This window comes from Methylomonas sp. BW4-1 (genome assembly GCF_052474385.1).
In genome coordinates this window covers 1,747,756-1,764,237 of sequence record NZ_CP184125.1, presented here as the reverse complement: position 1 = coordinate 1,764,237, position 16,482 = coordinate 1,747,756, and the positions used below count along the sequence as shown (strand labels likewise).

General features: G+C 58.4%; 6 protein-coding genes and 1 pseudogene. 2 read left to right on the top strand and 5 right to left on the bottom strand.

Going from position 1 to position 16,482, the window contains the following annotated elements:
• Positions 1–32: 32 nt before the first annotated feature.
• The 4 genes from ACH5Y9_RS08150 to ACH5Y9_RS08135 form a co-directional block, all read right to left on the bottom strand.
• Positions 33–560: an SRPBCC family protein gene (locus ACH5Y9_RS08150; RefSeq protein WP_033156194.1), complete on the bottom strand. Its 528-nt coding sequence runs from the start codon at positions 558–560 to the stop codon at positions 33–35.
• Positions 561–771: 211 nt separating this feature from the next.
• A complete protein-coding gene (locus tag ACH5Y9_RS08145) occupies positions 772–11,181 on the bottom strand; it encodes a YDG domain-containing protein (protein ID WP_445369222.1) in 10,410 nt (3,469 codons plus the stop codon).
• 26 nt (positions 11,182–11,207) lie between these two features.
• A complete protein-coding gene (locus ACH5Y9_RS08140) occupies positions 11,208–11,936 on the bottom strand; it encodes a SapC family protein (protein ID WP_445369221.1) in 729 nt (242 codons plus the stop codon).
• Between the two features lie 47 nt (positions 11,937–11,983).
• Entirely contained in the window at positions 11,984–13,705 is a 1,722-nt protein-coding gene (locus ACH5Y9_RS08135) for a ShlB/FhaC/HecB family hemolysin secretion/activation protein (protein WP_445369220.1), read from the bottom strand.
• A gap of 269 nt (positions 13,706–13,974) precedes the next feature.
• Here ACH5Y9_RS08135 and ACH5Y9_RS08130 point away from each other — a divergent pair.
• Positions 13,975–14,321, top strand: a pseudogene (locus tag ACH5Y9_RS08130) (DDE-type integrase/transposase/recombinase); the annotation flags it as partial.
• A gap of 185 nt (positions 14,322–14,506) precedes the next feature.
• Here ACH5Y9_RS08130 and ACH5Y9_RS08125 read toward each other — a convergent pair.
• Positions 14,507–15,124, bottom strand: a complete 618-nt coding sequence (locus ACH5Y9_RS08125; RefSeq protein WP_445369219.1) for a TetR/AcrR family transcriptional regulator — start codon at positions 15,122–15,124, stop codon at positions 14,507–14,509.
• Between the two features lie 107 nt (positions 15,125–15,231).
• Between ACH5Y9_RS08125 and ACH5Y9_RS08120 the strand changes: the two genes are divergently transcribed.
• The gene (locus ACH5Y9_RS08120; protein ID WP_445369218.1) at positions 15,232–16,479 is read left to right on the top strand and encodes an efflux RND transporter periplasmic adaptor subunit; all 1,248 of its coding nucleotides are present in this window, start codon (positions 15,232–15,234) and stop codon (positions 16,477–16,479) included.
• Positions 16,480–16,482: the final 3 nt, after the last annotated feature.

Genomic DNA, 16,482 nt, shown 5'->3' with positions numbered 1-16,482 from the left:
CTCCCACGTAAGCAGGAATGACGACATAAAATTTACTTCTCCAGCTTGGCCTTCAAGCCGTTCAAGCCGTTCTTGAAAAACTGGGTCATCGCTTTAACCGCCGCTTCGTCACTCAAATTCTCCGGTGGCGTGTTGCCGGTATCACCGCGGTAGAAGCGGCTTTTGATGGTGACCACGCTGCTGTCGGCGGTCTCACCTGCCGCGACTTTCACATCCACCGTATGCGAACTGGTCGGAAGCGCTTTGGTGTTTTCGGTTTTCAGCCGGTAGCTGTATTCGTGTTCGGCTTCGTTGTAATAATCCAATTCTTCAGTGAGGGTTTCGTCGTTTTGAAAGGTTAACGTGCGTAAACCACCGGACTGATTCTTGCGGTCACCCGCACTCTTTTTCAAGTCGCTATGCCAATTGGCAATGTCGTCGAAATTTTTCAGCTCTGCCCATACCTTGGCGATAGGCGCTTGGATGGTCACAGACTCCTTGGCTTTTTGCGGCGTCGGGCCGTGAGCGTGAACTTGCCAGGAAAGGAGCAAAAAGCTGAATGAAAGCATGATGTGTCGCATAAGCAATCCCGAAGGGTGGTGAAAAACCCGGTATTATCCGGGCGCACCGCCAGCGTTCATCGGGAATAAACCCCGAATTGATCCGGGGAAACTTCATTTAGCCTGCTTCCGGCAACTGCCGAAAGGAGCGAAAAGGTAAGTGCATCGCGAAGCCGACGCGGTTAAACCGAGCAAAGGTTCGCCCGGTCGATCAGCTTTTATCGCCGCAGATTCAGATTGCTTGGTCTTGTTTTTCGATAGTCACCACAATCGATTTTTGTTGGCCGCTCGCGCTGGTCTGAGTGATTACGACTTGCAGCGGTAACTGCGCCGCACCGGCGCTGTCGGTACTGAAGCTTAACGACTGACTATTAAAACTCAGCCAAGCCGGTAACGGCTCGCCGTTACCCATTTTCGCCGAGACCGTGCTGTCTCCGGCCGTTGCAGGCAGTGCTCCGGCAGGCAGCGCAAAACTGAAGCCACTTGAATAATCATTAACCTCAACGTTGGCAACGATCTGCATCTGCCCTCCCGCCACCAAGGTTTGGGACGCCAATAAATGCACGGTATTGCCTGATTGCGTAGGCCCGGAACCACCCGTCGTCAAGCCGGTGGCGCTACTACCACCGCCATTGATCCCCGAGTCGGCGATATTGAATTGTACGGTCCGGTTGCTATCGGCACCGCGTAACGCGGAAAGCGCTAAGCCGCCGGTTTTGGCGCCGCTGTTGGAACCGTTGTTGCCCACGCCGCCGTTTCCGCCGCTGTCCGGTACTACGGTACCGGCGTCGACGGTATCGGTTGGCGTATTGCCGGCGGAGCTTTGTAGGATAGTGACGACTGGATTGCCGCCGGCTAGCGTGTAATTGCCGGCCAAGCCGCCATTTCCGCCGTCGCTCAAGGCCAAGGTTCCAAGATCGACCGGTTTATCGATACCGGCGCTGCTATCTAACATTTGGCCAGCCCCGCTCAGCAGCAGAGTTTCATTGCCAACCAAAGTGCCTAAATTGAATACATTAGCGTTCACAAGGTTGCTGCCGTCGAACGCCCTCGAACCGGTTAAATGGATGACGTAAGGCAAAATTGTGCTGGTCGTGTTATCGCTGTAACTGATTGAGTAGTTGTTGCCACCATTGCCGTCGGAAACGCTAATACCGCTAACTCTCACGGTGCTACCGCCGCTGGCATTCTTATCGATGAACGTGTACACACCGCCGGATAAACTGTCCGAGCCGAACAGTTGGCTAGCGCTGCCGGCTTTGACGATTGGCGTGCCCGAGGCGGACGTGGTACCGTCGTACGTTTTGATGATGTCGCTGGTGGTCAAAATCAGATTAGCTTGGCTGATGTCCGCTCTAAGATCTCCTCCTATCAAGGTGTAATTGCTGGCCAAGCCGCCGTTGCTGCCGTCGGCCAACATCAAAGAGCCCAAGCTCACGCTTTTGCCGATGCCAACGTTTTTATCAGCGATGGAGCCCGCACCTGATAGGGTTAAAGTCTCGCTACCGACCAGACTTCCGATGTGCAAATCCGTAGCGGCGACGGCTGTGGTGCCGTCATAGCTCCTGCCGCCACTCAGGTTCACAACAAACGGGCTGATAGTGCTGGTTGTGTTGTTCAGATAGGACACCGAATAATTATTGCCGGCATTGCCATCGTTCACGGTGACCCCGGCAACCGTGACGGTCTTGGTGCCGATACCGACATTTTTATCGGTGAAGGCAAACGTGCCGCCAATCAGGCTGTCGCTACCATAGAGTGTGCCGCTTGAGACCATGGCGGTGCCGATCGCCGACGTACTGCCATCGTAGGTTTTACTGACGTTTCCAGTACTGACGGTCAAACTTGCCGCAGTGAGGGTCGCGTTATGTGTGCCGCCCGTCAGCGTGTAATTGCTAGCCAAACCACCGTTGCTGCCGTCGGCCAGCGCTAGGCTGCCGAGCGTCACGGATTTACCGACCCCTACGTGTTTATCCGCCACCGTACCGGTACCGCTTAGGTTCAAGGTTTCGGTTCCAAGCAGCGCACTCATGGCAAAAATATTGGCAGCCACATCGGCACTGCCGTCGTAGCTGCGATTGCCTGTCAAACTGACTGTGTAAGCCGTAATATCGGCACTAAGCGTACCGCCAACCAAGGTGTAATTGCTGGCCAGACCGCCGTTGCCGCCATCATTCAAGGCCAAAGAGCCTAGCGAAAGCGTTTTACCGGTGCCGACATTTTTATCCGCGACCGTTCCGGCACCGCTCAGGCCCAGGGTTTCGCTACCTACCAGGGTAGGGGTCGCCAAACTAGCGGCAGTGATGGCGGTGGTGCCGTCGTAGGTACGACTGCCGGTCAGGTCGACGACGTAGGCCGTAATATCGGCAGCATGCGTGCCGCCGGTCAGCGTGTAGTTACTGGCCAAACCGCCGTTGCTGCCGTCGGCCAGCGCCAAAGTCCCCAGCGTCACGGTTTTGCCGGTGCCAACGTTTTTGCTGGCAACGGTGCCGGTGCCGCTCAGGCTCAGGGTTTCGCTACCGACCAAGCTGCCGGTCGAGAAAATGCCCGCCGCCACGTTGGTGCTGCCGTTATAGGCCCGGTTGCCGGTCAGGCTCACGACATAAGGTGTGATGGTGCTGCTGGTGTTATTGGCGTAACTGATCGAATAGTTGGCGCCGCTGTTGCCGTCGCTCACCGAAACGCCGCTGACGCTTACTGTTTTATTGCCGCTGCCGACGTTTTTGTCGGTGAAAGCGAATGTCCCACCGCTCAGACTATCGCTGCCGTACAGCGTACCGCCGGTCAGCGTGGCGGTGCCGGCCGCACTGGTGCCGCCGTCGTATGCCTTGCTGACGTCGCTGGTGCTGACGGTCAAGCCGGCGGCTGAAATATCGGCGCTATGCGTGCCGCCCGTCAGCGTGTAGTTGCTGGCCAAACCGCCGTTGCTGCCGTCGGCCAGGGCCAAAGTCCCCAAGGTCACCGCTTTGCCGGTGCCGACGTTTTTATCGGCGACCGTGCCGGTGCCGCTCACACTCAGGGTTTCGCTACCAACCAAGCTGCCGGTCGAGAAAATGCCCGCCGCCACGTTGCTCGAACCGTTATAGGTCCGGTTGCCGGTCAGGCTCACGACATAAGGTGTGATGGTGCTGCTGGTGTTATTGGCGTAACTGATCGAATAGTTGGCGCCGCTGTTGCCGTCGCTCACCGCCACGCCGCTGACGCTTACCGTTTTATTGCCGCTGCCGACGTTTTTGTCGGTGAAAGCGAATGTCCCACCGCTCAGACTATCGCTGCCGTACAGCGTACCGCCGGTCAGCGTGGCGGTGCCGGCCGCACTGGTGCCGCCGTCGTATGCCTTGCTGACGTCGCTGGTGCTGACGGTCAAGCCGGCTGCTGAAATATCGGCGGTATGCGTGCCACCGGTCAGCGTGTAGTTACTGGCCAAACCGCCGTTGCTGCCGTCGGCCAGGGCCAAAGTCCCCAAGGTCACCGCTTTGCCGGTGCCGACGTTTTTATCGGCGACCGTGCCGGTGCCGCTCACACTCAGGGTTTCGCTACCAACCAAGCTGCCGGTGGAGAATATGCCCGCCGCCACGTTGCTCGAACCGTTATAGGCCCGGTTGCCGGTCAGGCTGACCACGAAGGGCGTGATGGTGCTGCTGGTGTTATTGGCGTAACTGATCGAATAGTTGGCGCCGCTGTTGCCGTCGCTCACCGTCACGCCGCTGACGCTCACCGTTTTATTGCCGCTGCCGACGTTTTTGTTGGTGAAAGCGAATGTGCCGCCACTCAGACTATCGCTGCCGTACAGTGTGCCGCCGGTCAGCGTGGCGGTGCCGGCTGCGCTGGTGCCACCATCGTAAGCCTTGCTGACGTCGCTGGTGCTGACGGTCAAGCTGGCTGCTGAAATATCGGCGGTATGCGTGCCACCGGTCAGCGTGTAGTTACTGGCCAAACCGCCGTTGCTGCCGTCGGCCAGGGCCAAAGTCCCCAAGGTCACCGCTTTGCCGGTGCCGACGTTTTTATCGGCGACCGTGCCGGTGCCGCTCACACTCAGGGTTTCGCTGCCAACCAAGCTGCCGGTCGAGAATATGCCCGCCGCCACGTTGCTCGAACCGTTATAGGCCCGGTTGCCGGTCAGGCTGACGACATAAGGTGTGATGGTCAAAGTGCCGTTGACGTAGCTGAAATCGTAGTTGCTCGCGGTATAGCCGCTCGCGGTGAAGGTGTAGCTACCCACGTTGGTGGCGCCTTGCGAGGTGCCGCCGTAACTGACGCTGCCGCCCAATACGCTTGATGTTTCGCTGTTAACGAAGCCGGTAATATTGACGCCATGGCCACCGCTATAGCCCAAGCCGTTGTAGGCGCGGCTGTCGTCACTGGCGGTCACGGTCAGCGTTTTTTTGTTGACCGTTAAGGTTCCGCTGGCGCCTCCGGTGCCTATCGTTGTCGAATAACCGGCCCCGCCGCTGATCGCAGCCGAACCCACCGCGCCGTTGACGTTATAGCTGCCGACCGCACGGCCGGTGCCGGCCGTGCCGCCGACAATGCTAAAACTCGGCGTGCCGCTTAAACCCGCAACGGTAGCCGAGTCCGTCACGCCGTCGTCGTTGACGTAGCCCGAAAATGCGCTGCTCGCGCTAGGGTCGGCGTCGCCGTAGGTTTTACTGATGTTGCCGACGTCGACGCTCAAGCTCGGCTGGTAGTCGTAGATCAGGTGATTGCCTGCGACGATTGTTGCCGGCGCGTTGCCGTCGTAAGTTTTGTTGTATAGCCTGGGGAGCGCCGAACCCGCCGCCCCGGTCAGGCCGCCCTCGGTCGAGCCTGACGGGCTGTGCATATACACCAACCAGCGTCCGTTGCCTGCAGAGAGTACATTGCTACCCACATTGTTGATCAGCTCGCCGCCGCTGGCGGCCGCCAAAACCAGCGCATCCCCGCTGCCGTTGGCGGTCAAGCCTGCACCGCTGTTCAAAACGATATTTTTGCTGCCGCTCGCGCCGCCGGTGCCGCGATGGATAATGCTGATCGTATCGGCCAATAATTGTCCCGCCAACGTGATATTGCCGCTGTCGTCTTCGGTGTTGCCGGTGCCGTCGCGCAATTCCATGGTGATGGAACCGGTGCCGGCGTTGATCGTAACACCGTTGGCAACTTCGATGACGGCATTACCGGCCGCACGATCAGCGTCGACCACGCCGTTGGCGGCCAAATCGTTGGCGTGCAGCACTAAGTTGCCGCCGTCGGTGGTGATGTCGGCATTGAGGTAAATGCTGCGTCCCGCCTCCAATTTCAGGGTCGCTGACGAACTAAAAAGCCCGGCGACATTGAGCGCACTGTTAACGGTGATGTCGTTGCTGGCTTGTAGCGTGACGTTGGTGCCCCAGCCGAGTAGATTGGTCAAAACGTCCGGGGCTATGGCCATGTCTTTGCCGACCGCCATCCCATAAGTAATGCGACTCGGATCGGTGGCGCCCGAGGTTACCCGGCCGGTATTTTCGTTGGCGAAGCTGACCACAAAGGTATCGCCGTGATCGTAGGCAAAGCCGGGCAGCAGGCTAAAATAGTTGGTGCCTGCATATTGATAGTAATCCACCCAAGGGCCACCGGTATCGAAGCTGATGCCGCTGTTCGCCGTGGTGCCGACAACGCTGTTCGCGTCCGAAACCTCACCGAAGATACCGTAGAAAGCATCGCCGTAGGTCACGGCGCCGGCGTTCGCCAATGCGCCGTTGCGCCAATCGGTATCCATGACCAGATAGTCGTAGTAATAGGTATTGTAGTTAACGGTTAATCTAACTTGGTTCAGGCCGACGTCCTGATTGCTGTAACTACCGATCAAGCTGTTGCTGGCCGACACCGCGCCGGCGACGCCGATGCTGGCGCGCGCCCAGGATAACGCCCCGGCATCCGCAGCGGAACCGTTATGCCAGTGCCGGCTACCGACTAAATAAGATACGCCCAAGTCTATGATCCCGTCGCTGCCGACCTGGTCGCCAGCCTGGCTGCCGACCAAGCTGTTACCGATCCCGACCACCGCGCCTTTGCTGCTCTCGCCATAAGCGAAACCGGTTTTTTCCGCGACCCAGGTTACCGCGCCGGCATCGGCATTAGCGCCGCTGTGCCAATGCGGACTTAGCACCAGATAGTTGTAACTCCAGACGCTGTTGATGGGGTCGTAACCGTTGGTCAGAACCGTGACGCCGCCGCTGCCGATCTGGTCGCCGGACGTGCCGCCTATCAAGCTGTTACTGCCACTCACCGCCCCTAAAACGCCGGTCAGGCGGCTGCCCCAGGTCACAGCACCCAACTGCGTGTCGGTGCCGTTACCCCAGTTCGGGCTGATGACCACGTAGCCGACCCGTGTCGCGTTGTTATATTCCGCCGGCAGTGCGACCACGCCGCCGCTGCCGACCCGGTCGTTGGCGTGCGTGCCGACCAAACTGTTGGCCGCGCTGGCGTTACCGGTCAACGGCGAGGCAGCGCCGGCAGTCGTGGTGACGCTGCCCCAGGTCACCGCACCGGCGTCAGCGGTTGCGCCGTTGTCCCAATAGGGACTAGCGATCGAGTAATAATCCAGATGGTATTGTTTCTGACCTACTCCGCTACCCGTGGTCCAGTCGTACGGCAACAGCGTGACGCCGCCGCTACCGATTTGATCGCCTGCGCTGCCGCCGATCAAGCTGTTGGCTGAGCTAATACTGCCGGTGATACCGGTGGCCGCGGCAGTTTTGGTGACAGCCCCAACGTTCGTATTGCCGCCGTCGCTCCAATTGGGGCTGGCGACCAAATAATACGCTGTGCGGGTGCCGGACCAGGAGCTACCGTTGTAGGTCAGCGTCGTGTATTGGCCGGCCTTGACACCTCCGCTGCCGACTTGGTCGCCGGCGGTATCGCCGACCAAGCTGTTGCCGGAACTGACAGTGCCTTGAATGCCGCTAGCTTCGGCGCCCATCGTGACTGCCCCGCGGTCGCTGTCCCAATGCGGACTAATCACACTGTAGTAGTAGGTATAGGACCAGCTATCCGCGGTGTCGACACCGTTATAAGTTGCCACGACCCCGCCGCTGCCGACCCTGTCATTGGCATGGCTGCCGATCAAGCTGTTGCTGCTGCTGATCGCGCCGCTGACGCCGCTACCGAAACTACCCCAACTGGCAGCGCCGGCATCGGCATTACCGCCGTTATCCCAGGTAGGGGTTAGAACCACGTAATCGGCCACGCCCACATCGATAACATTATCCGCATCGCTGCCGACACCGTCGTTGGCGGTACTGCCGACCAGGCTGTTTCCGGCGCCGACCGCGCCGCTGACGCCGCTCGTTTTGCTACCCCAAGTGACCGCGCCGGCATCGGTGGCTCCACCGTTATCCCAATCCGGGCTCAACACTAAGTAATAACCGCTTTTCAGCAAAATCCCACCGCCGCCGACATGATCGTTTGCGGTCGAGCCAACCAGACTATTGGCCGAGCCCAAGGTCCCGGTCTTGGTGGCGGTGGCGTCCCAGAAGGTGACCGCGCCGGCGCTACTGTTCCAGAGCGGGCTAAGGACCACGTAGCCGGGGTCTTGCCCAAGGTTGGTGACGCCACCGCTGCCAACTTGGTCGCCGGCATGACTGCCGACCAAGCTATTACCGCTACCAATGACGCCGGAAATTCCGCCGTTATTGGTACTGGTTTCAGTGGGAATGTTGTTTAACGGATTGCCCAGGTAATCGGTCGTGCTGGTCGTTCCAAAGGTGATAGTACGCCCGTCCCCCCAGGTGATCGCGCCGGCATCGGCGGTTGAACCGCCATTATTGAAGTGCGGGCTGAGAATCAGGTAATAGGGATGAGTCGAGGTGTAGCCAGTGTTCGGATTGCGGCTGGTGTAGTGGCTGAGTAACTGGATGCCGCCACTGCCGACCAAATCGCCGGCGGTCGCGCCGACCAGACTGTTGGCCGACGATACCGCGAAACCGGTCGTCGCCCCGCCTGACGCATAACCGGTTGCGGCATTGAGCCAGGTGACCGCACCTTTATCGCCGTCCCAATGCGGGCTGGCGACTACATACGCAGCGTCGGTACGGTAAGTGTTGACGTGGCCGTGCGGCGGGGTATCGCTGGGTTGACTGGTGTAGTTGGTACTGTTGCTGTAATAAAGCACTTTGATGTCGCCGCTACCGATCTGGTCGTTGGCATTGCTGCCGACCAAACTATTCGACGAAGAAACGGTGCCGGTCAATGCGGCCAAACCGCTGGCCCACGTGACCGCACCGGCGTCCGCGCTGGCGCCGTTCTGCCAGTGCGGGCTGGCTATCGCGAAATAATTGCGGTAATACTCGGTGGCAGTAATCAACGCGCCGCTACTGTTGTAATCATGAAACTCGGTGACGAATTGCGTAATGCCGCTGCTGCCGATTCGGTCTCCGGACGCCGCACCGACCAGGCTGTTGGAAGATGAAATGACACCGGATATACCGCTCAATGCACTGCCCATCGTGACCGCACCGGTATTGCCATTCCATTGCGGGTTCAGGACTAAATATTTCAGGTAGCCGTTGTCGTTGCTCCAAGTGTGACCGGTCGCGCCGTAATAATTATCGACCAACACGATACTGCCGCTGCCCACGGCATCGCTTGCCGAGCTGCCGACCAAACTGTTGGCTGACGATACGGTGCCGCTTAATCCCGTGGTACCGCTGGACCAGGTCACCGCCCCCTTGCCGCCGTCCCAATGCGGACTGGAAATTAAAAAGTTGCCCAGCGAACTGAACGAGACGTTGACGTTGGTATTGGTGTTTTGGCTAACCAACTGGGTGATTCCACCACTGCCGAGGCGATCATCGGCGTGGCTACCGGTGACGGTCGCGATCAGCGCCCCGGACCAGCCGTTGTACAAATAAACCGCGCCGGCATCCTGGCCACCGAAGTCGTCATAGGGATTCGTAACCGCCACGTTGGTGCTCCACAGTACCGACGTGCCGGTGCCGAAGCCGGATGTGACGCCCAGTGTGTTGGTCGGATTGGGGTCTTCGAAATCGAATTGCGGGTACTGGCCGCTGCTGTCGATGGTGATGTTGCGCGGGTCGAGTAATAGACTGCCGTTGCGACCCTGACTGGCCAAGGTGGTAACAGTTCCGCCAAACAGCAGGGCCTCGTGAGACGAGACTTCCACGGTACCGCCGTCGCCGCCCGCCGAACCACCCTTGGCGGAGATCGTGCCGTAAAAATCGGTTTGCTGATCCGACCAAACCACGACCTCGCCGCCGTTGCCTTTTTCAGTGGCGCCGGCGTGCAGTTGGGTGAAGGGATTGATTCGGGTTATCGCGGCATTGCGAACCGCCGCGTCATTGCCGTGAAAACCGCCGCCGATACTGATTTTGCCGCCACCCTTGGCACCGTTGGCGGTGATCGTCGCAGCAGCCAACGTGACGTCTTTGCCGCCGGTGACGGTGATATTGCCACCGCGTCCGGCAACGCCGCCGGCATCCAGGGTGGCAGAACTGAATACGCCACCTTGGCTCCCGGCGGTCACGGCGATGTCGCCGCCGTTTTGACTTCCCTTAGTAGACAGTTTGGCGGATACAGTCTGGATGACTCGACTATCGGCGGCAATCGTAATTCGGCCGCCGTCGGAGACGGTACCTTCGGCGCTGAGCGTTCCGGTTTGCAGCACGCGGTCGCCAGTCAGGCGAATATCCCCGCCGCTATCACCGTCGGCGCGGACGGTACCGGTGTCGACGACCAGCCGGCCGTGCTCGACGACATTGCCGCCTTGAGTAGTCTCGGCGGCGGACACGTCCAGTGTGCCGCTATTACGCACTTCGTCGCCGATTAACTCTATCGAACCGCCGCGATTAACCAGGGATTTGGCCTCGACCACGCCGCTGTTGTTAATCGCGGCGCCGCGCAATTGGTCGGCGGCGCTGGCAGTCATGATGACCCGGCCGTCATCGGCGCGGATCAACTGTTTGTTCTCGATCAGCGAATTGACGGTGGCTGGATCGACCTGAACGTTGACCAGTTTACCTTCATCTAATTCCAGTTTGACGCCATCGCCGCCGGCCAGCGCCACCGTGCCCAAACGGGCCTGGACCAAACCTTCGTTGCTGACGTTGGGGGCCAGCAAGGCCACGTATCCGCCGTCCTTGGCACGGATGTCGCCCTGATTGACGACGCCGGCGTCGCTGCCGTCGCGCTTGAAATGGTAGTTGCCGGCACGGAAATCCGCATCGCTGATGTTCATCGTCGACGCCGCCATCGCGCCAACATCGACTTGAGCGCCCTTGGCAAACAGCACGCCGTTGGGATTCACCAGAAACACCTGACCGTTGGCGGTCAATCGGCCGGCAATGACCGATGCTTCGCCGGCTGCTACGCGGTTCAGCGCGATCGCGCTGGCGTTGGGCTGTTGATAATCCACGTGGGCATTGGCACCGATGTTGTAGCTCTGCCAGTTGATGATGGCTTTATCACTGCCTTGGACGACATCCATCCGTGCGCCATATTGGTGGATTTGGGCCTGTCCCGACGCCACCTGGCCGCCGCTAGGCAGCGCATTGCCGGCCAATTCGGCCAAGGCCGGCTGCCAAGCACCAGCCAAGGCGATCTGTATCGCCAGCACCAGCGGATGACGGTTGAAGTGCGGCGTGCGACTTTGGTTAGCATATCGGTTCATAAGACTGTCCTCTCGAATCAGTGCGGTTATTCGGTGCTTACGGCGGCTTTACGCTCCAATAGGCGGGCAAAATTGCTCAACGACGCCAAGTGCAGATAGATCAATCCTAACCAGCCGGCTTGGAACAGGCTGTCCAACGCATCGCGGCCGATTTTTTGGAAGCGCGCCTCGTCCACGATCCAAAGGCCAGATAAGGAGTAACGCTCACCGCTCGGTGATACCGCATCGGCGCGACGCTCAGTTAAGAGGTCCAATTCGTGTAAGGTGGCGGCGAATTGCGCGGTCCGCTGCGATTCGGCGTGGAACTCCCGCAAAAAGGCGATGATTTGTTGCAGGTAAGCTGACGGTGCGCCGTCGACCAGCAAAGGCTCGCCGGCCGTTTCGTTAAAACGCGGGCAAGTGTCGTCAAAACAGACGACCAATTGCTTGTCTTCGGCCTGTTCGGCAGGTACGAACGGGTATCGGCGGACGAAGGCTGGTATGTAATGTCCGATCCAGCGACCGGCGCCGTTGACGAACAGGTTTTCACCGTCGTTCAAGCCCAGCACCGCGACCGGAACGAATTGGCCGTCGCCGGCTTTGGCGAAAGCGATCGGATATTCCTTGCCGGCTTCGCTGAATTCCGGACCAATCAGCGGCACCGAGTTACTGACTCGCGCGTAACCGACGTCTTCGGATGGTGCGATATGCAACCGGCCGTGAGCGGCGGGGTTCAGGCTGACGATGCGTTTGTAAAATAGCAATTGGTTATCCACAGTGGTGTCGCCGGTTGAGTTGGAGGAAAAATGGAAACTGAAGACGTTTAAAACGCTTTGCTCAAGCTGACCCAAAAATGAGGCGCTTTGTAAGTACCGTCAGAATCGTTGCCGTCTCCCGAGCGGGCTGGGTTGGCGCCTATGCGTTGGGCGACGCTGCCGCGGATGATGAAATTACCGGGTACCACCCAGTTGATTCCGACGCCGCCGCCGCTGAGCGTGTAATGGTTAGGGCCGCCTTCGGTGGCATTCCGCCATAGATCGTTGTGCAGCGTTATACCGCCATGGTCGATGAAGCCGACCAACTCAACATGCTCGTAAACCTCGTACCGTAGTTCGAAATTCATCAGATAGCCTTCGTCGCCCAGGGCCTCGTTGACTGGATAAGCTCTGATGCCAAAGGGGCCACCCAGACTGAACTTTTCGGAAGAATCCAGATTTTTAGTGGCCAGTTGTCCGCTGACGCCGGCATAGAAGCGTAATTTGTCGGTCAGGCTTTGTAGACGGGAGGCGTTAAGTGAGAACTTTTGATAGGCACCACCGGCGCGGGCTGTGGCCCGGTTTTGAGTTTGGTCGACCGGGCTTCCCGACAAATCCAGGTTGCCGGCCACCAATGTTGCGCCAAATAGCGTTACCGCGCTGCCTAGCCAGTCGTCCTGATGATCGCCGCTCAGGCCGAGGTAACCGCTTTGCACTTCCTTGTCGCTGACCACGCTACCAAGGCTGGTATTGTAGTAGTGGCGATCATCGAAACCGCTGACAACGTAAAGATTCGTGCTCACACCGCGAAGCAACGGATAGGTTGCGAAGGTGCCGCCGGTCCACGCCGAGCCTTGGGCGTCCAACGACTGAAAGGGTTCTCCCAGGGTGTAGTCCAGCGCGGACGCGGCCAGACCAATCCGCAGCCCGGAGTAGCCTACCGGCAACGAATAGGCAATTCTGCCGTAAACGTTACCGCTGCCGCCTTGAACCCGTAACGAGGCCAGATCGCCGAGGCGCAAGGGATTATTCAGGTTTAGCGATCCGCCGAATTGGTTCATGCCGACCGAGCGCACGCCGGTATTGCTGTAATCTACAGAGCCGCTGATTAAATTGCTGGGGTCGATTTTCAGCAGCAGGTCGGATTCGCCGGCTCTTTCGCCGGCCTTCAAGGTGGAAGAAATGGTGCCGCCGGTCAGATCGTTCAGCAGGAGGATGCCGCGTTGCATATCGGCCAATCGCAAAGCGTCCCCTGCCGGCTGAGCCGCCAACATGGTTTGTCGCGGAATGTCGTTTCGGTAGGTGGCGGCCGGGTCGTCGACCTCGACTTTGCCTAATTTGGCTTCGCGGATCAGAATTTCGACGATGCCGTCGCGAATTTGCTGAGCGGGCAATACCGCGCGGGCGAAAAAGCCACGTTGCTGGTAATACTCCGCAATATCGCGAGTGATTTTGCGCAGTTCGGCCAAGCTCAAGTCCTTGCCGATCTGGTCTTTCAGAAATGCCTGGAGTTCAGCTTCGCCAATCAACTCGGTGCCGCTGATTTTCCAACCCTTGACTTGGATACGGATGTCGCCTTCACCGGCAGGCGCCGGTTGCTCCGAAATTTCGAACGGGACTTTCGAGTCGCCAGGCAAAATCGGTTCGGGTTTGATATTTCGTAGAATCGACCCCGCCTCGGGAACCACTTCAGCCGCTTGTCCGGCAGCCAGACAACTGATTAGGAAAGCTAAGGCAGCGGCACTGAGCCGAATCCGGATGAGTTTGCGATTTCTTAGGGTCGGTTGCATACGATTTCAATTGCTGACATGAATGGAAATGGTCGCCTGTCCGCTTTATTTAGGCCGCGAGGCAAATAACGACTGCCCTGGCCTATCTTTGGTTACCCGATGCGGATTGGTGTGCCCGTACAATATAGCCGTTCGGTCATAACCGTTTGGCTCAGGGGCCGGAGAGTATCGAATCCGATCAGACCCCAAAAACGGTATGGAAATAATATAGTCGATAAAAAAAATTAGTCGAACGCAAAAAATCTCAAACTTTAATTCGGGCGCGTCAGTTGGATCGCCGGTTTGAGCAGACCGGCGCTAACCGGGCCTGGGTCTCGGACATCACTTACCTGCGGAGCCGGAGCGGTTGGCTGCTTATGCACTTGGGTATAAGCTGGCGGTCGTGTTGGACTTGTATTCGCGCAAAATCGTCGGCTCGGCTATGGCGCCCAACATGCCGGCGGAATCGGTTTACACGGCCTTCCGGATTGCCATCGCTCAGCGCAGACCACCGCCGGGCGTGATCGTGCATTCCGACCGAGGTAGCCAATATGCCAACCACGCCGATGCCATCCGCGACGTGACCGACTATATCCTTAATTTCTACAACAATCGGCGCTTGCATGCGTCATCGGGCTCCTTGCCGCTGAATGGCTATGAGATGAAAATGGCAGACCAACAACCTATCTCGGTGTCCGAACAAAGTAGACCACTACAACCTGGCCTAAATGATCGTCACCGCAGGGAAAGTGGGAACCCCGTTGCCGGAATGGATTGACGGCGAGTTCTGACGGATGCCGCTTGCCTAGCACATGAAATGCGTTAACGGGCTACCTGACACCCCTGCAAAAACAAGCCAACAGACTGACGCACCCAAACGTCTATCTCCGTTTCGTCGGGAGTCGGCTCCAAACCCAACTGTAACCGCTGCAAGCGTTCGCCACGTACGGCGCTGATGAATTGGTCGGCAAGGAAATACGGGTCCATTTTGGTGATTAAGCCGGCCTGTTGCTGACGCATAAAAAACTGCGCTAACAATCCCAGAGTTCGGCGTGGTCCTTGTTCATAAAACTGTGTCGCCAGATCAGGGAAACGCGGCGATTCGCCGATCAATATCGCCCGCATCCGCAATACATCCGGACGGGTAATACGAAACAAAAACTGCCGGGCAAAATTCGTCAACGCCTCTTCCAATTCGCAATCGTCGGACAGGCTACCGATAAATTGATCGCTGCAACGCCTGATCAATGCGCCGAACAAACCGGCCTTGCCACCGAATTGGCTATAGATCGTACGCAACGATACCTGCGCATCGCGGGCGATAGTTTCCATACTCAGGTTGCCGTAACCGTTTTCCAAGAAAAGTTGCAACGCCGCATCGAGTAATCGATCCCGACTTTGCTGCTCATCGCCCTTACAGGGACGTCCACATTTGACCATGCTGTGTGATTCGCGAAATGAATTGACTTGGGTGAAGATGATAACCTAGACTAAACGGTAATAGATATTACCATTTTTAGTTAACCGACGATTTAGGCAGTACGGCAATGGCAAAAAACGCGCGCATGACGCTTGCAGACAAACAGACCCATTCATCGCCGGTTGCGGCTAATTTTCCAGGGCAAATGCATCGCCAAGCGTTGCGGAGTGGGTTAAAACTCGGCGTGGCCGGCGTCATCCTGCAACTGGCTGTGGCTGGCTGTGGTGATGCTGTAACCCCTGCCGACCCAATAGCCGCGCCACCGCCGCCCAATGTGAAAATCGCGCAGCCCCTGAGCCGGGAAACCACCGAATGGGACGAATACACTGGCCGGATCGAAGCGATCAACTCGGTGGACATTCGCGCCCGAGTCGGCGGTTATTTAGACTCCGTCAATTTCACCGCCGGTGCCAAAGTCAAGAAAGGCGACTTGCTGTTTCAGATAGACCCTAAACCGCTGAAAGCCCAGCTTAATTACGCGCAAGCGGAACTGGAGCGCGCCAAAACCAAACGCGAGCTAGCGAAAAACGATTTGAGCCGCGCCGAAAACCTGTTCAAAGCCAAAGCGATTTCCGCGGAAGAATACGACATGCGCACCAAAGGCTTGCGCGAAGCGGCGGCTGCGGTCGAATCTGCGGAAGCCAACGTCTACACCGCAAAATTAAATCTGGAATACACCGAAATCCGCGCGCCAATCGGCGGACGAGTCGGCCGCGAGATGATCACCGCCGGCAACTTAGTCAAAGCCGACGACACTATGCTGACCAATATTGTTTCCATCGATCCGGTATACGTTTACGTCGATGCCGACGAACAATCGGTATTGCGTTATCGTCGGCATGCCCAGCAACACGGCCAAAGTGCCGCCGATTTGAAAGGTACGCTGGTGCAACTGGCGGTTGCCGACGAAACCGATTTTCCGCATCAAGGCAAACTGGATTACATCGCCCCGCGCGAGGATGCCGCTACCGGCACGCTGAGCTTGCGCGGCGTGTTCGCCAATCCGGACGAATTGCTCAGCCCCGGCTTTTTTGCGCGGTTGCGGGTGCAAGCCTCGGCATCGTACCCGGCCCTGTTAGTGCCCGACCGCGCCGTCGGCACCGATCAGGCGCAGCGGTTTGTCTGGGTCATCAACCAGGACAACCAAGCCGAGTACCGTCAAGTTACCCCAGGCTCGCGCATCGGCGAGTTGCGAGTGATCCGCAGCGGCGTGCAAGCCGGTGATTGGGTGGTAGTGGAAGGCGTGCAAAAACTCAAACCCGGCGCCAAAGTCAATCCGGAGCGCATCACTCTCGCTGTGCCGGGAGCGCAATAAGCT

Coding starts and splice junctions, on each gene's coding strand:
- ACH5Y9_RS08150 (WP_033156194.1), bottom strand. CDS start 560: ATGCGACACATCATGCTTTCATTCAGCTTTTTGCTCCTTTCCTGGCAA.
- ACH5Y9_RS08145 (WP_445369222.1), bottom strand. CDS start 11,181: ATGAACCGATATGCTAACCAAAGTCGCACGCCGCACTTCAACCGTCAT.
- ACH5Y9_RS08135 (WP_445369220.1), bottom strand. CDS start 13,705: ATGCAACCGACCCTAAGAAATCGCAAACTCATCCGGATTCGGCTCAGT.
- ACH5Y9_RS08125 (WP_445369219.1), bottom strand. CDS start 15,124: ATGGTCAAATGTGGACGTCCCTGTAAGGGCGATGAGCAGCAAAGTCGG.
- ACH5Y9_RS08120 (WP_445369218.1), top strand. CDS start 15,232: ATGGCAAAAAACGCGCGCATGACGCTTGCAGACAAACAGACCCATTCA.